The organism is Verrucomicrobiia bacterium (genome assembly GCA_035629175.1).
Taxonomy (GTDB): Bacteria; Verrucomicrobiota; Verrucomicrobiia; order Limisphaerales; family DASXHY01; genus DASXHY01.
In genome coordinates this window covers 215,925-234,139 of the sequence record DASPIL010000067.1, presented here as the reverse complement: position 1 = coordinate 234,139, position 18,215 = coordinate 215,925, and the positions used below count along the sequence as shown (strand labels likewise).

The 18,215-nt window shown below is 57.9% G+C and carries 16 protein-coding genes; 11 read left to right on the top strand and 5 right to left on the bottom strand.

Translation table 11 applies throughout. The features are described from left to right. Positions 1-57: 57 nt before the first annotated feature. The 3 genes from rny to VEH04_12075 all read right to left on the bottom strand — a co-directional run bounded on the left by rny (position 58) and on the right by VEH04_12075 (position 3,992). Positions 58-1,620 (bottom strand): ribonuclease Y, encoded by a 1,563-nt coding sequence (gene rny, locus VEH04_12085; protein ID HYG23515.1) that lies wholly within the window; start codon positions 1,618-1,620, stop codon positions 58-60. 340 nt (positions 1,621-1,960) lie between these two features. Continuing rightward, complete coding sequence (locus VEH04_12080; GenBank protein ID HYG23514.1) at positions 1,961-2,539, bottom strand: 5-formyltetrahydrofolate cyclo-ligase; 579 nt, start codon at positions 2,537-2,539, stop codon at positions 1,961-1,963. 85 nt (positions 2,540-2,624) lie between these two features. Beyond that, positions 2,625-3,992 (bottom strand): replication-associated recombination protein A, encoded by a 1,368-nt coding sequence (locus tag VEH04_12075; protein ID HYG23513.1) that lies wholly within the window; start codon positions 3,990-3,992, stop codon positions 2,625-2,627. Between the two features lie 84 nt (positions 3,993-4,076). Here VEH04_12075 and VEH04_12070 point away from each other — a divergent pair, with 84 nt between their 5' ends. Then, on the top strand, positions 4,077-4,301 hold the full coding sequence (locus VEH04_12070; protein ID HYG23512.1) for a hypothetical protein: 225 nt from the start codon (positions 4,077-4,079) through the stop codon (positions 4,299-4,301). Between the two features lie 544 nt (positions 4,302-4,845). On the opposite strand, the gene VEH04_12065 is transcribed toward VEH04_12070, so the two are convergent. Then, positions 4,846-5,766, bottom strand: coding sequence for a LysR family transcriptional regulator (locus VEH04_12065; GenBank protein HYG23511.1), 921 nt, complete (start codon positions 5,764-5,766; stop codon positions 4,846-4,848). Positions 5,767-5,870: 104 nt separating this feature from the next. On the opposite strand from VEH04_12065, the gene VEH04_12060 reads away from it, so the two are divergent. The 3 genes from VEH04_12060 to ntrB are packed head-to-tail and all read left to right on the top strand — an operon-like array spanning position 5,871 to position 9,036. Then, positions 5,871-6,983 carry a CmpA/NrtA family ABC transporter substrate-binding protein gene (locus VEH04_12060; GenBank protein ID HYG23510.1) on the top strand — a complete coding sequence of 371 codons (1,113 nt, stop codon included), beginning with the start codon at positions 5,871-5,873 and terminating at the stop codon, positions 6,981-6,983. Beyond that, the gene (locus tag VEH04_12055; GenBank protein HYG23509.1) at positions 6,940-8,235 is read left to right on the top strand and encodes a CmpA/NrtA family ABC transporter substrate-binding protein; all 1,296 of its coding nucleotides are present in this window, start codon (positions 6,940-6,942) and stop codon (positions 8,233-8,235) included. The genes VEH04_12060 and VEH04_12055 overlap by 44 nt, the downstream gene beginning before the upstream one ends. Before the next feature lie 6 nt (positions 8,236-8,241). Beyond that, positions 8,242-9,036 carry a nitrate ABC transporter permease gene (ntrB, locus tag VEH04_12050; protein HYG23508.1) on the top strand — a complete coding sequence of 265 codons (795 nt, stop codon included), beginning with the start codon at positions 8,242-8,244 and terminating at the stop codon, positions 9,034-9,036. A 68-nt stretch (positions 9,037-9,104) separates the two neighbouring features. On the opposite strand, the gene VEH04_12045 is transcribed toward ntrB, so the two are convergent. Beyond that, positions 9,105-9,608, bottom strand: coding sequence for a GxxExxY protein (locus VEH04_12045; GenBank protein ID HYG23507.1), 504 nt, complete (start codon positions 9,606-9,608; stop codon positions 9,105-9,107). Positions 9,609-9,703: 95 nt separating this feature from the next. Between VEH04_12045 and VEH04_12040 the strand changes: the two genes are divergently transcribed. The 7 genes from VEH04_12040 to VEH04_12010 all read left to right on the top strand — a co-directional run bounded on the left by VEH04_12040 (position 9,704) and on the right by VEH04_12010 (position 18,192). Next, positions 9,704-10,615 carry an ABC transporter ATP-binding protein gene (locus tag VEH04_12040; GenBank protein ID HYG23506.1) on the top strand — a complete coding sequence of 304 codons (912 nt, stop codon included), beginning with the start codon at positions 9,704-9,706 and terminating at the stop codon, positions 10,613-10,615. A gap of 30 nt (positions 10,616-10,645) precedes the next feature. Further along, positions 10,646-11,560: a nitrate ABC transporter ATP-binding protein gene (locus VEH04_12035; protein ID HYG23505.1), complete on the top strand. Its 915-nt coding sequence runs from the start codon at positions 10,646-10,648 to the stop codon at positions 11,558-11,560. A 69-nt stretch (positions 11,561-11,629) separates the two neighbouring features. After that, positions 11,630-13,126: an alginate export family protein gene (locus tag VEH04_12030; GenBank protein ID HYG23504.1), complete on the top strand. Its 1,497-nt coding sequence runs from the start codon at positions 11,630-11,632 to the stop codon at positions 13,124-13,126. 151 nt (positions 13,127-13,277) lie between these two features. Further along, positions 13,278-14,825 carry a DmsC/YnfH family molybdoenzyme membrane anchor subunit gene (locus tag VEH04_12025; protein HYG23503.1) on the top strand — a complete coding sequence of 516 codons (1,548 nt, stop codon included), beginning with the start codon at positions 13,278-13,280 and terminating at the stop codon, positions 14,823-14,825. A gap of 13 nt (positions 14,826-14,838) precedes the next feature. Continuing rightward, on the top strand, positions 14,839-17,073 hold the full coding sequence (locus VEH04_12020) for a nitrate reductase (GenBank protein HYG23502.1): 2,235 nt from the start codon (positions 14,839-14,841) through the stop codon (positions 17,071-17,073). 58 nt (positions 17,074-17,131) lie between these two features. Continuing rightward, on the top strand, positions 17,132-17,617 hold the full coding sequence (locus tag VEH04_12015) for an MOSC domain-containing protein (GenBank protein ID HYG23501.1): 486 nt from the start codon (positions 17,132-17,134) through the stop codon (positions 17,615-17,617). Further along, a complete protein-coding gene (locus VEH04_12010) occupies positions 17,614-18,192 on the top strand; it encodes a molybdenum cofactor guanylyltransferase (protein HYG23500.1) in 579 nt (192 codons plus the stop codon). The genes VEH04_12015 and VEH04_12010 overlap by 4 nt, the downstream gene beginning before the upstream one ends. The last annotated feature ends 23 nt before the right edge of the window (positions 18,193-18,215 follow it).

Sequence of the window (18,215 nt, the reverse complement as noted above, 5' to 3'; positions counted from 1 at the left end):
TCCCCTGTGGGCCTGCGGTTTTCGACTCGCCCTGCGCCCCGTTCATGTTCCGCGGATCTACTTCGCCACTTCCACGCAGCGCGTTTCCCGAATCACCGTGACCTTGATCTGTCCGGGATATTGCAGTTCTGCTTCGATCTTCGATGCGATCGTTCGCGCGAGCATGAACGACTCCTCATCATTCAGCTTCTCAGGATTAACAAACACGCGCAGTTCGCGGCCCGCCTGGAAGGCAAAGCTTTTTTCCACGCCTGCAATTCCTGACGCGATCTTTTCAAGGCTCTCGATTCGCTTCAAATAGGTCGCCATGTTCTCCGAACGGGCGCCAGGTCGCGAAGCGCTGATCGCGTCGGCTGCGCTCACCAGGATTCCCAGTGGTCCCATCGGCGGGACATCATTGTGGTGTGAAGCCACGCCGTTCACGATGGCGTCCGGTTCGCCAAAGCGCTTGATCAGGTCCGCGCCGACGACTGCATGCGGCCCTTCAACCTCATGGTTAACCGCTTTGCCGATGTCGTGCAGCAAACCTGTTCGTTTTGCGATCGTCACGTCCATGCCAAGTTCCGCGGCCATGAGCCCCATCAAATGCGCGACCTCGACGGAATGATCCAAAACGTTTTGGGAGTAACTGTGACGAAAATGGAGCCGCCCCAGCAGCTTGACGATCTCAGGATGCATCGGCGAGAGCCCTGCCTTTGCGATCGCTTCATCGCCCAGCCGAACGATGGCCTGGTCCATTTCCTCGGTGATTGCCGTTACCACTTCCTCGATGCGCGTGGGATGAATGCGCCCGTCCTGGATCAGCCGGGCCATGGCCTCGCGCGCAATCTCCCGGCGCACAGGGTCAAAGCCGGAAATCACCACCGCCCCAGGCGTGTCATCCACCAAAATCGTGGTGCCCGTGGCCGCTTCGAATGCGCGAATGTTCCTGCCTTCCCGGCCGATGATGCGGCCTTTGATTTCATCATTGGGCAAGGCCAGCGAAGTCGTGGTGTTCTGAAACGTGTGATCGCTTGCGTAACGCTGGATTGCCGTGCTGATAATGTGGCGCGCCTTGTCTTCCGCATGATGGCGCGCTTCATCCAGGATGCGTCTCGAGAGCATGCCGGCATCGCGCAATGATTCCTGTTCCACCTCGCTGAGCAACTGCTTGCGCGCATCGGATTCCGCAAGCTGCGCGACGGCTTCGAGTTGCGCCCGGCGCTGGCGGAGAAGTTCCTCCACCTGTTTCTCCCTCGTGTCAATGTCACGTTCGCGCGCCGCGAGCGCCTCCTGCTGCACCTTCAACGCCTTCTCGGTTTCCAGCACCCGCTGCAATTGCGTGTTGATCAGAGCTTCGCGTTCGGCGAGTCGGCGTTCGGTTTCCGTGCGTTCGGACCGGTGCGCTGCGAAAGAGGCTTCCGTCTCCGAACGCAAGCGCAGCGCTTCCTGGCTCGCAGCCACAGATGCTTCGCGACGCAGGCTTTCCGCTTCAGCACGTGTCTTGTCGAGGAGTGCCTGGGCCTGAAGCGTGCGCGCATTGTGAGCGGCGCGATCTCGCCACCAGAGGACCAAAAACGAAAGCGCTGCCCCGCCGGCGAACAGAGCAGCGCCTTCAGAAATATTAGCCGCCAAAATCATTCCAGAACCGGCGCCAGCTTCGAATTTGTCCAGCGCCCGGTGTCACAGTGCAATTCATCGCGCGTTGCGGCTCAACGGGAATTTCGCTGAAGCCCGTTCAGCGAAAGCTAACCCGCACGTCAGATGCCGCATGCGTGCCAAACCCGGATCGATGTTCACCTCAAGTCCCCTGCCGCACGCGTGACAAAACCTACCGCAGTCCCGAGAACCAAGTCCAGCTGGTTTCCGAAAGGCGCAGCACAGACTTCCCAATCAGCTGCACGCAGATTTCGTCGCCCGTTTGTCGCGGATCGGACAGCAGACGGGGACGTCCGCAATACAGCAGGTTGCGAAACCTGCGCTACGCTTTATGAATCCAGCGACTCGGCGTCACGACGCAATCCAGCGTGACATCGTGAGTTTCGACGGGAACTTCCGGAACCATCTGTTCATCAAACGCCACTCCACACCGGATCCCACGCGCTTCCGCCAGCAGCCGATCATAAAAGCCCTTGCCTCGTCCAAGGCGATGTCCCCGTGAGTCGAACGCAAGGCCGGGGACAAGCACGAGGTCCAGGTCAGCCAGCGGCAACATCGCACACGTTTCCGCAGGCTCCCGCACGCCGAAGCGGCCGATTACAACATCGCGGGCGGGATCGACCAATCGATGCGCCGTGTAGGCCTCCGTGGACGGGTCGAATCGCGGCAAACACGCGATTTTTCCCTGCCCAAGAGCGTCGAGCAACAAAGGCCAGATATCGATCTCGTTCGGGAGCGGGGCGTAGAAGAAAATGAAATCTGCGTTCTGCCAAAAAATCTGGCGTTCCAGCTGGCCCCGAACGCGCCTCGATGCCTCCCGCCGTTGCGCATCATCGAGGGTTTTCAGGACCGTGCGCATCCGGTCGCGGAGGCTGCTTTTCAATTCCTGACTCGACGACATGTGTTGGAGATAAACACACGCGATTGCGGTTGGCAATGCATCGACTGCGAACGGCAGACGCGTTCAAGAAGAACAACAGAAGGCGTTACGAGGGTTTCTTTTTTGCTGCAGCGAGTTGCGCGCGCCACCTATCCACGCGTTCCTTGATCTTCTTCTCCACGCCTTGTTCGGTCGGCTCGTAATAGCGCTTCTCCGCCCCAAGATAATCCTGGGCGACAAAATGGTCGGGATGGCTGTGCGCGTATTCGTAACCTGCGCCGTGACCCAGCCGCTTCGCGCCCTTATAACTGGCGTCGCGCAAGTGCTCAGGAACTGGGAGCGTGCGACCGGCTTTCACATCCGCCAGGGCCGCATCGATGGCGAGGTATGCGCTGTTGCTCTTGTTGGCGGTTGCGATGTAAACGGTGGCCTCTGCAAGGGGAATGCGCGCTTCGGGCCAGCCGACAAACTCCGCCGCCTGCATCGCCGCATTGGCAAGGACGAGCGCCATCGGATCGGCAAGGCCAACGTCCTCGGCCGCGCAAATCACGATCCGGCGCGCAATGAATCTCGGATCCTCCCCCGCGTGAATCATCTTCGCCAGCCAGTACAAAGCCGCGTCGGGATCGCTGCCGCGCATGCTTTTTATGAACGCTGAAATCGTGTCATAGTGCGCATCCTCGTCATCATAAACGACCGCTTTCTTTTGAATGCTCTGCTCCGCCACCACGAGGTCAATGCGCACGACTCCATCAGCGGAAGGAGCGGTTGTCAGCGCTGCGATCTCAAGCGAGTTCAACGCCTTTCGCGCATCGCCATCCGAAAGCTTCGCCAGGTGGCGCAGCGCCGTTTCATCGGCCTCGATCCGCATGTACCCGAGTCCCCGCTCCTGGTCAGCGAGCGCGCGCTGCAACAACGAGAACAACTCGTCCTCCATCAATGGGCGCAGTTCGAAAATTTGTGAACGGGAAACGAGCGGCGAGTTTACAAAGAAGAACGGATTGTGCGTCGTCGCGCCGATCAATCGAATGACCCCGCTTTCCACATCCGGCAACAGGACATCCTGTTGCGCCTTGTTGAAGCGATGGATTTCGTCGATGAACAAAATCGTAGATTGCCCTGTATTCTCCAATCGATTCGCTGCGCCGGAAAGAACGCGCCGCATATCGGCGACGTTGGACTCCACGCCGCTCAACCTCTCGAACTTGCTGCTCGTCTGGAGCGCTATGATCTGTGCGAGCGACGTTTTGCCCGTGCCGGGCGGGCCGTAAAAAATCAGAGATTGGATGCGATCGGCTTCAATGGCGCGGCGCAGCAATTGTCCCGGACCGAGAATGTGCGTTTGTCCGACGTACTCGCCCAGAATCCGCGGGCGCATGCGATCAGCGAGAGGTCGATGCCGCCGGACATCGGGCTCCGACTGAATTTCAGGTGCGGGAGCGGGCGCTGCCGCAAACAAATCATCACGCGCCATGGCTGAAACGTAGCAGCAAGCCCGGGGTTTGCCCAGTGCAGGGCGCCTTGCAACCGTCAGTTCCAAAGCCTATTCTAGCTGCGCGTGAAAGAGCCGTTCATCAATGTGGAGGAGAACATCGACCGCTTTGTTGGCCGTCGCACGCAGAGGGCGGATGCATTGGACACACGGTTCAGCAAGAAGGCTGATGCCATCGCATGGAGAAAAGCGTTGGGCGGAGTGAATATTCCGCGCGGAGTTCATCGCTTCGAAACTCATGAAGAAGCGAACGAATGGTTATGGCGAATGATTGCCCGCCGGAAAGCCTAGAGCCTCGTGGGCCGACGGTCGAGGACCTCCGCGATCTGTGCCAGGAATTGAATTCGCGTGAGGCGAAATATGTTGTGATCGGAGGCTTTGCGATGCGCGCAGCGAATTATAACCGGCGAACGATAGCCGTCGATTTGATCGTGGCAGCTGACGCGGAGAACGAAGCCATAGTTTATTCAGCGCTTTCCACGCTTCCCGACAACGCGGTTCGGGAACTCCAGCCCGGAGACTTGCAGAAGTATAACGTCATCCGCATCGGAGATGAAATCGTTGTTGATCTCATGCGGATGGCCGCGGGAATTGATTATGCCGAAGCGGCCAAAGACGTGATCCTTCGGGATATCGATGGAGTGTCGATTCCCTTCGCTTCCCCGCGATTGCTTTGGCGGATGAAAGCCCGGACGCATAAAGAAAAGGATGCGGGAGATCTCGTTTTCTTTGCGCCACTGGTTTGCAGAACGCGGGGAAGAACCGCCCAAGGCGTAACGCTTTCAAGTGTCTGCGAACGTATCAGCTCTTTCAACTGCCGAGGCCATCCGCTGGGTTACTCAATCTGCTTCGACGACAGAGGCATGCAGGCCGATTCACACAACCCCAGAAACGTTTCCTCTGCCAGGCTGAGACGCCGGCCTTTCCAATGCAGGATGCCCCAGCGACGCTCCAGTTTGCGTCGGCCCAGCGGCAATGCGACGAGCGAACCGTCGTCGATTTCCTTCCGCGCAATCCAGGGCGCCACAATGCTGATGCCGATGCCGAGCTTCACGAGTTCCTTCGTTGCTTCCATGCTGCCCAGTTCGATGACCGTGTTCAGCGACATTTCCTCCCGCCTGAAATACTGCTCGATCAGCCGGAACGTCACGCTGTTCTTGCTGTAAAGGATGTAGCTCTGCCGGGGTATCTCCGACCGCTCCACTTTTCCGCTGCGCGCCCACGGATGCATCGATCCGACGATGAAATGCAATTCGTCGTTGAAGAGCGGATGAAACTCCAGCTGCGGTTCGTTCGCGGGTTCCAGCGACAACGCGAGATCGATTCGTTGACGCAGCAGCAGGTTTACAATCTCGGGCGTGTCGCCAGGTTCGATGCTGATGGCGTGCTCCGGAAAACTTTCTTTGAACTCGCGCATGACGGACGGGATGATGTGCTGGCATGCAGTAGTGCTGGCACCCAGGCGAAGGCGGCCGCGCCCCCACTTGCCAAGATGCGTCAGCGCTTCACGCGCACTTTCCATCTCGTGCAGAATTTTGAGGGCGTGATGAAGCAGCTGTTCGCCAGCCTGCGTCAGCACGACCTTTTTGCCCAGCCTGTCCAAAAGGCGACAACCGACATCGCGTTCCAGCGCCTTCATTGCGTGGCTCACTCCTGATTGTGTCACATGCACTTCGCGCGCGGTTTGCGTGAAACTGCCAGTGCGCGCCAGCACGCAAAACATCTGCACCTGCCGCGTATCGAGGGGAACATTCATGTATGAATCCGTGTCATGGTTTCGATGGAGAACGCTCCGAGCAATCATCAAGCCATCGACACAGCTGGCACACGCATCGCTAAAGCAGTCTCATCAACTCAAACGTGAATCATAAATCGCCAGACTTGATTTCGAATCGCAATCGCGCCCCGCTGCGCGTGGGCTTCGTGCCGCTTGCTGATTGCGCGCCCATTGTGATGGCGCATGAGTTGGGACTGTTCAGCAAATACGGGCTTCGCGTTGCGTTGCACCGCGAACTCGGCTGGGCAACGATTCGCGACAAGATCCTCCACGGCGAACTGGATGCCGCGCACGCGCTCGCAGCCATGCCTGTGGCCGCAACTCTCGGCCTCGGTTCCATTCCCGTCGATTGCATCACAGCCCTGGTGCTGAACCTGAACGGCAATGCGATCACATTGTCGAACGCTCTGCATGCCTCTGGGGTTCACGATGCAATCCGGCTGCGGGAGGAAATCATCGCTCAACGCCATCGCAAAACGTTCACCTTCGGAATCGTCTCCCAATTTTCGTCGCATCATTTTCTGCTGCGATCCTGGCTGCTGACTGGCGGAATCAATCCTGACCGCGATGTCCGCATCGTCGTCGTTCCGCCGCCGCAAATGGTTTCCAACCTGAAGGCGGGCCACCTCGATGGCTTCTGCGTTGGAGAGCCTTGGAATTCTGTCGCCGTGCAATCCGGTGTCGGCTGGTGCGCCGCAGTCAGCGCAGAGCTGAATCCCGGACATCCCGAGAAGGTGCTGATGGTGCGCCGCGACTTCGCTATGAAGCGTCCTTCAGAGCACCTGGGAATGCTCGCGGCGCTTATGGAAGCTTGCGAGTTCTGTGAAGCTGCTGTGAACCGCGACCATGTGGCCAGCACTCTCGCGCGGGCCGAATACGTGAATGTGCCGGCCAGGATATTGCGGCGCGGTTTCGAGGGACCATTTGATTTTGGCCACGGCAAGATCCGCCACGTGCCGCGATTCAGCGTCTTTCAAGGGGGCGACGCAAACGAACCGGATTCCGCAAAAGCCGCGTGGGTGTTTCAATTGATTCGCGCACTCGGAATGATCAAAAACCCCGCGGCGCTCAGTTTCGCACTGGGACGCGCCGTTTTTCGGACCGACCTGTTCGAAGAGGCGGTCCACCTCCGCCGTTCAATACAAGTATCCCATGCAAAAGAAATCTCATCTATCGATCAAATCATCGTCGCCTGATCTCAGCCGCCGCGCGTTCCTTGGCAGGACAGCCAAAGGTCTCACGTTGAGCGCCCTCTTCGCCGGACTGCCACGCGCATGGGTGGGAACCGCATATGCGAGCGACGCGCCCGAAACAGCCGCGATGAATTTCGGCATGATCGCGCTCACCGACTGCTCGCCGATTGTCATCGCGCACGAGAAGGGCCTGTTCCGCAAATACGGAATCAAGTCAACGGTGACCAAGGGAGCCAACTGGGCTGCGATTCGCGACAATCTCAGCAGCGGCACGTTACAGGCCACGCATATGCTGATCGGAATGCCCCTGGCCTCGACCATGGGTTTGGCGGGATCGCCCAAAAAACCCATGATCATTCCCTGGCTTCTCAACCGCAATGGCCAGGCCATCACGCTCAAGATGGATTGGAAAGGCAAGGTGGGAGCCGATCCGAAAGCCATCAAGCCATTCGTTCACAAAGCCAAGAACCTCGGCGAGCCGCTCACATTCGCCATGACCTTTCCGCCCGGGACGCACGCTATGTGGATGCGCTATTACCTGGCTGAAGGAGGCATTCACCCCGACAAGGATGTGAGTCTCATCGTTGTTCCCCCGGCGCAAATGGTGTCGAACATGAAGATCGGCAAGATGGATGGCTTCTGCGTTGGAGAACCCTGGAATGCACGTTCCATCCAGGACGGAATTGGATTCACGTCCATTACCACTCAGGACCTTTGGAAGGATCACCCCGAAAAAGTGTGCGCGTTCCTGGCGGAGTTTGCAGATAAAAATCCGAGGACCGTAAAGGCTGTGTTAAAGGCGCTTCACGAAGCGAGCGTGTGGCTGGATGACATGAACAACCGGCCGGAGCAATGCGACATTGTTTCAAAAGCCACCTACATCAACTGCGATTCCAAAACGATTCTGGGACGCCTGCAGGGGAAGCTCGATTACGGCGATGGGCGCAAGTTGGAAGACGAGTTCTACATGCACTTCAGCAAACGCAACTGCAATTATCCGCAGCCCAAGTTTGCCAAATGGTTTCTCACACAATTTCGCCGGTGGGGGATGGTAAGCGGCACGCCCGATTACGAAGGCGTGGCGAAGCAGGTGATGCGCACGGATATTTACGAAGAAGCGATGAAGGAGATTGGCTATGCGCATGGCGGGCTCGACAACGGCAAGGAGACGCTGTTTGACGGAAAGGAATTCGATCCAGCGGGCGACCTCGAGGCGTATGCCAAGGGATTTCCGGTTCACAATGTAAAGGGTTAAGCGCGCATGAATAACAACTGGCTCAAGAAACTTGATTGGCTGCTGCTCCCGTTGATCGGCATCGGGGTTGTCATAGTGCTCTGGCACATCTCCAGTGTGACCTGGGCAAAGGAACTGCCCTCCCCTGCCCGCACGTGGGCGAACAGCAAGGAATACATTCTGAAACCCTTCGAGAAACGTGGCGAAATGGATCAGGGCATTCTGCGGTTCACGTGGTATTCACTGGCTCTGGTCGCAAAGGGATACGCGCTTGCGCTGTTGATCGGCACTCCGATCGGATTCTTTCTCGGCTTGAGCAAGACCTTCACGAAAATATTTGATCCCATCATTCAAATCCTGCGGCCAGTCTCGCCGCTCGCGTGGCTGCCGCTCGGGCTCGTGCTGTTCCTTGGGGCTGGCAAGAACGCGTCCGATCTTGGGGCGCTCTTCACAATCGCCATTTGCGCGATGTGGCCCACCGTGTTGAACACGGCGGTCGGCGTGCGCGCCATTCCCCAGGATTACCTGAACGTTGCGAAAGTGCTGAAGCTCTCGCGCACCAAGACGCTTTGCAAGGTGCTGATTCCCGCAACTCTTCCCTACATGTTCACGGGATTCCGCCTAAGCCTCGGCATTGCGTGGCTTGTGATCGTCGCCGCTGAAATGCTGACGGGGCGCCCGGGAGTCGGTGGATTTCTATGGCAGGAATACAACGCGCTGATTTACGAGCATATCATCCTCTGCATCGTGACCATTGGCGTCGTGGGCTTTGTCCTCGACCGAATGATGAGCGCCATCGAGGCACGATTCAAGAGCGTGTGAGCTCATTGATCTGGATTTATGATTTATGATTTACGATTTACGATGGAGGGCTGTGGCGCGCGTGGCGTTCAAAGCCTTGATGCCAGGAAAAAGCGCATAAAAGCCTCACGCGAAGGACGCGAAGGACGCGAAGAGAATACAGAGCCCTTGGCGATTCGAGTTTTCAGATTGGGCGCACCATTGGTGATTCGTTGGATTCCATTCTTCAGATGAACCTCACCAAAGTTGATCAAAAGCCCAAGCGTCCGATCCGAAAGCCGCAACTGCGTAAGCACTTGCTTGCTATGAACCTCAGTCAACTGACCAACAGACTTCAATTCTACAATCACGCGCTTTTCAACGAGAACGTCGGCGCGAAATCCTTCATCAAAAACAAGGCAGTCGTACCTGAGGGGAATTGCGACCTGACGATCCACTTGCAAGCCCGCCTTCCGCAACTCATAGACAAGAATCGTTTCATATACAGATTCCAACAATCCCGGGCCTGTTCGCGTGTGCACCTTGAAGGCCGCATCGAGGATCATTCTGGAAAGCTGGTTGTCATCAATGGTGCGTTGCACTTCGTTCTCCATGGACGAAAAGAATGCCCGACGGCTGCTCAACGACAACCGAAAATCCTCCGCGCCCGTCGCGTCCTTCGCGTCCTTCGCGTGAGGCCAATTGACCTATGCCATATCTAAACCTCAACGCTGTTTCCAAAGGTTTCGGCGCTACTCCATCGATGGATGTCCTGACAGACATTAATCTCTCAATCGAGAAGGGTGAATTCGTGGCGATCGTGGGTTATTCCGGGGCGGGCAAGACAACCCTCATCTCGCTCATCGCGGGGCTCCTCAAGCCGGATTCAGGCACCATGACGCTGAATGATCTGGAGATCACGGGACCAGGGCCTGATCGCGGAATCGTTTTCCAGAATTACTCGCTCCTCCCCTGGCTCAATGTATTCGAAAACATCCAGCTCGCCGTCGACCAGGTGTTTCCTAACTGGGCGGCTGCTAAGAAAAAGGAGCACGTCGAGAAATACATTGAGATGGTGAATCTCACCCCGGCCCGCGACAAACGGCCGCACGAGCTATCGGGCGGCATGCGCCAGCGCGTCAGCGTTGCACGCGCGCTCGCCATGGATCCACAAATCCTCCTGCTGGATGAACCCCTCAGCGCGCTGGACGCACTCACGCGCGCCACGCTGCAGGATGAAATTTCCCGGATCTGGCTCGAAAATCGAAAAACCGTTGTGCTCATTACCAATGATCCCGACGAAGGCATCTACCTTGCCGATCGCATCATTCCGCTGACGGCGGGTCCCAACGCGACTCTCGGTCCCTCGTTCACCGTCGACCTCCCGCGGCCGCGCGATCGCAAGGCGATCAACCATTCAGCGCGATTCAAAGAACTGCGGTCGGAAGTGACCCGCTTCCTGCTTCGATCCAAACAACAGAACCACACCACCGTGACAAAAAAGCTGATCCTTCCCGACATCGAGCCCGAGGATCTCACGGTTACGGCACGGACCTGGACGAGACGGCGGCCCGTTCGCAGGAGTGAAATCAAAGTGGAGAAAATCGGCGTGCATTTGTGAGTCCATAAACATCAGTCCCAAACTATTTCCATGTCTGACCACGTAGAACTCTACAACCTGACGAAGATTTACCCGACTCCAACGGGTGAGGCGGTCATCGTCAAAGACTTCAACCTGCGAATCCGCAAAGGCGAATTCGTAACGCTGATTGGTCATTCCGGCTGCGGAAAAAGCACCGTGCTTTCGATGCTTGCCGGCCTGAATGATATCAGTGGGGGTGGAATCATCCTGGCTGGACGCGAGCTTTCAGGCGCCGGACCCGACAGAGGCGTTGTATTTCAATCCCCCTCGCTCCTTCCATGGATGACGGCCTGCGAGAATGTCATGCTCGGCGTGAACCAGGTATTTCATACGGCCAGCCGCAGCGAACGAATGGAGATCGTCGAATATTACCTGTCGGTGGTTGGACTTGCTGACTCGATGCACAAGAAGCCGGCGGAGCTTTCGCAGGGAATGCGGCAGCGTGTGGGCATTGCCAGGGCATTTGCACTCAAGCCAAAGATGCTGTTGCTGGACGAGCCTTTCGGGATGCTCGATTCGCTCACCCGCTACGAACTGCAACAGGTGCTCATCGAACTTTGGCGCAAAAACCAGATCACCGCATTGATGGTTACCCATGACGTCGACGAAGCGCTTTTTCTATCCGATCGCGTGATCTGCATGACCAACGGTCCTGCCGCCGAGGTGGGCGACGTCCTTGAAATTCCATTCGAACGCCCGCGCGATCGCACGGCAGTAATGGAGCATCCGGATTACTATCGCTATCGCGGACACCTGATCCAGTTTCTCGAAGAGCGGGCGCACCGCCGACGCACCGGCCCGTCGAATTCGCCCACTGCCACGGGGTCCCGCGAGGCGCAACCGCTGCACGCTGGCGGACGTCCTGCCGCGGCGGTCCGGGCATCAGCACGTTCCCACAGTGAAGAGTCGCCTGTATGCCCATAAGCGTGTATGAGCCCGGTGTTTGATTCAAATCAATGACCCGATTCTGAACGCAGATAAAACAAGCGAACGATGAAAACGATGAAAAGCAGCATTGCAACGGGCGCCCTGGTGCTCGCCGCGCTCAACGACGTTTACGCCCAGTACACACCGCCCCCTCCGCCTGCTCCATTCCCCGGATTCCTCAACGAATATCTTCGCCAGAAGGATCCCTACATGGCGGCATGGGACTTCAGCTCCACGGTCCGGATGCGTTATGAAGTGAAGGAGAACGGCCTTGGCCTTCCGCCCGCCAACGACTTTCGCGATGAGACCGTCGCGGGCGGCCTGAACGACAACTCCTACTTCAGTCAAAAGATTCTTATGCGCATTGGCTATACGCATCAATGGTGGAGCGCGTTCGTGGAAGGCCGGAGCAGTGGAACCACTGGCGATCGGCGCGGAGATACGGGCGCTCCTCCTGTTCCAGGCCCCGGCACAGGACCTGAATCGGATGGCCCGATTGACCTTCATCAAGCCTATGTGACGGTTGGAAATCACAAGGAGTTCCCTCTCTCGCTGAAGGTGGGACGGCAGGAGTTAAGTTACGGGGATGAAAGGCTCGTCGGCGCTTTTGCGTGGAACAACATTGGGCGCGTCTTCGATGCAATCAAGGTGCGCGCGCAAACCCCGTGGTTTGCCGCGGAGGCGTTCACCAGCAAACTGGTTCTTCCCGACGACAATGAGTTCAACGTGTGGAACGACTACAGCCTGTTCTCGGGGCTGCATCTGAGTTCAAAATTGATTCCCAAAAACACGGCTGAGGCCTACTTCTTCGCCCGCAACGATGACATCGGAAGCTCCTTCGCCAATCCCGATGCTGTGCTTCCCTTCCAGACCGCAGCCCCGGTCAGCCGCGATATCTACACGTTGGGCGCGCGATTCAAGTCCAACCCAGGCGAGTTCGGGAACTTTGATTACACCGTCGAGGGCGCTTACCAGTTCGGCAACTGGCAGCAAACGCTGACCAGCGATAACCTGGATCATGAGGCATTCGCCGTGGTGGCGAATCTTGGTTACACCTTTGCGGAATGCGCTGCAACTCCACGGCTCGCGCTGGAATACGCGTTTGGATCGGGCGACAGCGATCCCAATGACGGCCGGCACGAGACCTTCGACAACCTGTTTCCCACGAACCACAAGTTCTACGGTTACATGGATTTCTTTTCGTGGCAGAACCTGCACGACGTTCGCGCGATTCTTTCGATTAAGCCGTTGCCGCGGCTTTCACTCGCCGTGGAAGGACATTTGTTCTGGCTGGCTGACACTCGCGACAACCTCTACAACGCGGGCGGAGTCGCACGCGGCGGCGGGCCGAACTCGGGCGGGTTCGGGCGCAATGCCGAATACAGCAGCTTCATTGGATCCGAGATCGATATTGTCGCAGGCTATGCCCTGACACGGTTCGCATCGCTCGAAGCCGGGTACGGCCATTTCTTCACGGGTGATTACATCGATTCCACGTGGGCGGGCGCCGGGGGCTCGGCAGACGCCGATTGGGTGTATGTGCAAACTGTGATTCGCTTCTGAATGAGAAAGATGAAGCAGACATATGGCGGCTCCTGTTTCAAATCCTGCAGGTAGAACATCACGCCCGGGCGTCCCGCCAGCGTCCGGGCATTCCGAGAAGGAACCCAAAAACGATTCGCTCATCGACGAATTCATCTCATCTCAGCGCGATTTGACAGCCACTGCGCGATTCTCGCGCTGGCATGAGAAACACCATCGGGAAGCCGCCCTCGCGCCGCGTTATCGACAGCTCATCCCGCTCAGCGCGCCAAAACGAGGCGAGCAATTTGCCTTTGTCGTGGATCTCGACAAATGCTCGGGGTGCAAGGCGTGCGTCTGCGCATGTCATTCTCTCAACGGGCTCGACGAAGGGGAGACGTGGCGCAGCGTCGGATTGCTGGTGGGCGAGGAAAGATCGAAAGCCGTTGAAGAGACTCCCGATTTTCCCGCCGCCTACCAGCAGCACGTTACCACCGCCTGTCATCATTGCGCCGATCCTGCCTGTCTCAATGGCTGTCCAGTTCTCGCGTATGAAAAAGACCCGGTGACCGGGATTGTCCGTCATCTCGATGATCAATGCATTGGGTGCCAGTATTGCGTGCTGAAATGTCCGTACGATGTCCCCAAATACTCTGCGGCCAAGGGCATCGTTCGCAAATGCGACATGTGCCACAACCGCCTCAACGCTGGCGAGGCTCCCGCGTGTGTCCAGGCGTGCCCGCATGAGGCAATCCGCATCGAGATCGTAGACCAGTCCACGGTAAGAACGGAGACCACGCGGCCAGCGGCGCAATTGCTGCCGGGCGCCTTCCCGTCCAATTATACGCTCCCGACAACCCGCTACACATCAACCCGTCCATTTCCCAGCGACATCGCATCAGCCGATGGCGGGCGGCTCGAGAAGGGCGCGTCTCATTTGCCCCTGGTATTGATGCTCGTGCTCACACAAGCCGCCTTGGGATTGCATCTCCTGCACGGTGTTCTGCTGGCGCTGGGCTACACGTCTCGCTTGAGCGACTTGAATGTTGCAGCCCTCGCTCTTTTGTTTGGGGGATTAGGCGCAAGCGCCCTGCACCTTGGCCGGCCGTTGAAGGCGTGGCGCGCATTCCTTGGATGGAAACATTCATGGATGAGCCGCGAGATCATTGCGTTCGGATTTTATACCCCGTGTGCTATTGCGCTTGCTCAATTTCCCAGCGTGATCGAGATCAGTGCACTGACCATGCTGTCAGGCATCGCAGCGGTGTTTGCATCCGCGATGATTTATGTTCATACGCGAAGGCCGGCGTGGCCTGTCGCGTTTGTATTTCCCAAATTTTTCGGAGCCGCATTATTGCTGGGGACTACGATCGGCGCAGTATGGGCGGCGTGGATGGTTCCGCACCTGGCCGCCGCCCTCGCGCTCATAGCGACTGGGATACGCACGATGCTATTTGGGTGGGATAAGCTCACAGCTCGGCGGGCGTTGAGTTCGCCCAAATCTGGTTTGCATCGATCAGCATTGATAGCGCGCGAACTTTTTCACCCCGTCCTGAAAGGGCGTTCGCTCCTGTTCGTTGCATCCACGATGTTTTCGATGCTTGCGATCGGCAATGCCGGCGGGTTCGCGACTGTGTGGGGAGCCGCGGCGTGCGGGACGACGCTTGCTTCCCAATTTCTCGAACGCTACCTCTTCTTCACAACATGCACCGGGTCCGGCATGCCAGGAGGAATCCGTTGAAGGACGCGATTCGATGAAACTCTCGATCGATGACCTGGTTCCGGCAATCCGCCGCCACGAGGGGCCTTTAACACGGGAACTGCTGTTACGCCCTGGCGGGTTTGGTTTGGGGCACGTCCCGCAGAAGTCGATTCCGAATGGCACAACCACGATGGTGTGCGGCTTTTGCTCCACCGGCTGCGGATTGAAAATTCACTTGCGCGAGGGCACCGCCGTGAACCTGAGCGGCGACGCGGATTATCCAGTGAACCTCGGAATGGCCTGTCCAAAGGGTTGGGAGGCGCTGACCCCGCTCGCCGCGCCAGATCGCGGAACAACTCCGCTCCTTCGCAATCCCGGCGGACAGGCGCTCCCGGTTGACTGGCACGTTGCCCTCACAGAGTTCACGCGCCGGATGCGCGCGGTGCAGTCCAAGCACGGCGAACACAGCATTGCGTTCCTCAGCACCGGACAAATCTGCACTGAAGAAATGGCGTTGCTCGGCTGCCTGTTCAAGTTTGGCATGGGCGGCCTTCATTGCGACAGCAACACGCGTCAATGCATGGCCACGGCGCATGTCGCCTACAAACAATCATTTGGCTTTGATGCGCCGCCGTTCACGTATGCTGACTTCGAAGAGAGCGATGTGCTGGTTTTTGTCGGAGCCAACCCCTGCATCGCGCATCCCATCATGTGGCAGCGTGTAATGCGCAACCCGCACCAACCTGAAATCATCGTCATCGATCCGCGCCGAACCGAGACTGCCATGGCGGCTACGCAGCATTACGCGTTGCAGCCGAAGAGTGATCTGACCCTGCTCTACGGAATCGCGAACCAACTGCTGCAGTGGGATGCGATTGACCGCGAGTTCATCGAACGCCACACGACCGGCTTTGGAGCGTTCGCAGAGTTCGTGAGCCAGTTCACACCGCAACGCGTGTTTGCGGCTACGGGGCTGCATGCCAGATCGTTCGATCGCCTCGTCAAAACAATTGCGAACGGAGAACGCGTTTCCTTTTGGTGGACGATGGGTGTGAATCAGAGCCATGAGGCGACGCGCACGGCGCAGGCGATCATCAATCTCGCGTTAATGACTGGAAACATTGGGCGGCCTGGAACTGGCGCGAACTCCATCACAGGCCAATGCAATGCGATGGGATCGAGATTATTTTCGAACATCACGGGGCTGGTTGGAGGCCGCGACTTTCGCGACCCGGATGACAGGACCGAAGTCAGTTCTGTTCTCGGAATTCCAGAATCCAGAATCCCCTCGGAAACTGGGTGGGCGTACGACCAGATTATCGACGGCATTCGCAGCGGCAGCATCAAGGGGCTTTGGGTCGTTGCCACGAACAGCTCCCATTCGTGGATTCATCAGGACGAGTTCAACGAACTGCTTGGAAAACTCGAGTTCCTCGTCGTGCAGGACATGTATCCAACCACGGAAACAGCGCAGCGGGCTGACCTGTATCTGCCGGCCGCGGGCTGGGGCGAAAAGGAAGGAACCCTGATCAATTCCGAGCGTCGGATCGGCCTGGTTAAGAAGGTCAGCCGCGCGCCCGGGGTTGCGCTCGCTGATTTCAACATCTTTCGTCTGATTGCGGATTACTGGGGATGCGGCGAACTATTCGAACGCTGGGAATCGCCTGAAGCTGCGTTCGGGCTGTTGCGGGAAATCTCGCGTGGCCAGCCTTGCGATATCACGGGAATCGAAAGTTATGAAATGCTCGATGCCTGCGGCGGCATTCAGTGGCCATGGCCCGAACACATTGAAGCCGGGGGCGACAAGCCGCTGCCTCCGATCCATCGGCGCCTGTTTGAGGATGGCTCGTTTTACCATCCCGACGGCCGCGCCCGGTTCCTCTTTGATGCCCCTCGCCCTCCTGCCGAATTGCCGGACGACAGCTTCCCGTTCGTGCTGTTGACCGGGCGCGGAACAGCCGCGCAATGGCACACGGGCAGCCGAACCAACAAGAGCGACGTGCTGCGCTCTTTGGCGCCGGCGCATTGTTATGTGGAGATTCATCCACGGGACGGGCAGCGCCTGGGCATCCAACCCAACGATCAAATCCGCATTATCTCCCGTCGCGCAACCATCGAAGCGCAGGCTTTTCTGACCGGATCGGTTCAGCCAGGGCAGATCTTCATCCCGATGCATTATCCGGAGGTGAATCGCTTGACGATGCCCTCCTTTGACCCGCATTCGCGCCAGCCGAGTTACAAATATTGCGCAGTCAGGATCGAGCGCATGCCGGCCGTTGCGCGGTGATGCACGTTCGTTTGCCTTTCACGTTTGCACGACACGTGCCGCCGCTTATGTTGGCAACGTGAAGCTTGCGCGAGAATCGACTCCTGTGCAGATCCGGCACATTTATATTTCTGCGGGGCACGCGTTCATCGGCAGGCATGGGAGCGCGTCGGGCATTCATCCAATGTCCGAAGTCGACTGTGTCGAATGCCTGGCTGGCCGCGGCCTGGCGGGAGATCGTTTTCTCGATTATCGCCTCAATTACTGGGGGCAGATCACCTTTTTCACGCAGGAAAACTACGATCGCCTTTGTCGCGAGCTCAACGTTCACGACAAATCGCCAGCCGCTTTTCGCAGAAACGTGATCACCTCAGGCATCGACCTGAATGCGTTGATTGGCCAGGAGTTCGAGATCCAGGGCGTCCGGTTTTTGGGACGCCAGGAGTGCACGCCATGTTATTGGATGGATCGAGCTTTCGCACCCGGCGCCGAGAAGTTGCTGCGGAACGAAGGAGGCCTGCGTGCAACGATCCTGACGAACGGCATCCTGCACGTGATGCGATGACATTCACCGCTCTGCTTCTGACGGGAGGTCTTTCGACTCGCATGGGTACAGACAAGGCCCTGGTTCGGGTGAAGGGTGAACCGCTGTGGCGCCGCCAAATCAGAATCCTGCGTGAGCTTCAACCTGATCATCTCGTGGTGTCTGCGCGGACCAAGCCTCGCTGGCTCCCGCTCGATGTCGCCTTTGCGGCGGACACTCCTCCGTCAAAGGGACCGTTGAGCGGACTCGTTGCTGCGCTGGAACGCCTGCAAACATCCCATCTCCTCGCTCTCGCCATTGACCTGCCGAACATGACAACGGCCTATTTGCGGGAGCTCTTGTCGATTGCCGGCGAACGGCACGGCGTGGCTCCCACGCGGGGGGATTACGTGGAACCCTTGTGCGCCATTTACCATCGGGACGCCTTTCCCTGCGCACAAGACTCCCTGGCCGCTGGACGGTTTTCCCTCCAAGAACTCGCGACGATCCTTCATGGGAAGGGCTTGATGGAGTTTGTAACAATCATTCCCGACGAGGAGCATCTATTCCTAAATGCCAACACACCCACAGATCTCGACACGCAAACGTCCGCGTAAAGTTCTGATCACTGTGACCAAAA

Bases quoted from the DNA above. Each gene is read 5' to 3' on its own strand.
- VEH04_12045 (HYG23507.1), bottom strand. From the start codon at position 9,608: ATGGAGAACGAAGTGCAACGCACCATTGATGACAACCAGCTTTCCAGA.
- VEH04_12065 (HYG23511.1), bottom strand. From the start codon at position 5,766: ATGAATGTTCCCCTCGATACGCGGCAGGTGCAGATGTTTTGCGTGCTG.
- VEH04_12010 (HYG23500.1), top strand. From the start codon at position 17,614: ATGACATTCACCGCTCTGCTTCTGACGGGAGGTCTTTCGACTCGCATG.
- ntrB (HYG23508.1), top strand. From the start codon at position 8,242: ATGAATAACAACTGGCTCAAGAAACTTGATTGGCTGCTGCTCCCGTTG.
- VEH04_12075 (HYG23513.1), bottom strand. From the start codon at position 3,992: ATGGCGCGTGATGATTTGTTTGCGGCAGCGCCCGCTCCCGCACCTGAA.
- VEH04_12055 (HYG23509.1), top strand. From the start codon at position 6,940: ATGCAAAAGAAATCTCATCTATCGATCAAATCATCGTCGCCTGATCTC.
- VEH04_12080 (HYG23514.1), bottom strand. From the start codon at position 2,539: ATGTCGTCGAGTCAGGAATTGAAAAGCAGCCTCCGCGACCGGATGCGC.
- VEH04_12035 (HYG23505.1), top strand. From the start codon at position 10,646: ATGTCTGACCACGTAGAACTCTACAACCTGACGAAGATTTACCCGACT.
- VEH04_12040 (HYG23506.1), top strand. From the start codon at position 9,704: ATGCCATATCTAAACCTCAACGCTGTTTCCAAAGGTTTCGGCGCTACT.
- VEH04_12030 (HYG23504.1), top strand. From the start codon at position 11,630: ATGAAAACGATGAAAAGCAGCATTGCAACGGGCGCCCTGGTGCTCGCC.
- VEH04_12020 (HYG23502.1), top strand. From the start codon at position 14,839: ATGAAACTCTCGATCGATGACCTGGTTCCGGCAATCCGCCGCCACGAG.
- rny (HYG23515.1), bottom strand. From the start codon at position 1,620: ATGATTTTGGCGGCTAATATTTCTGAAGGCGCTGCTCTGTTCGCCGGC.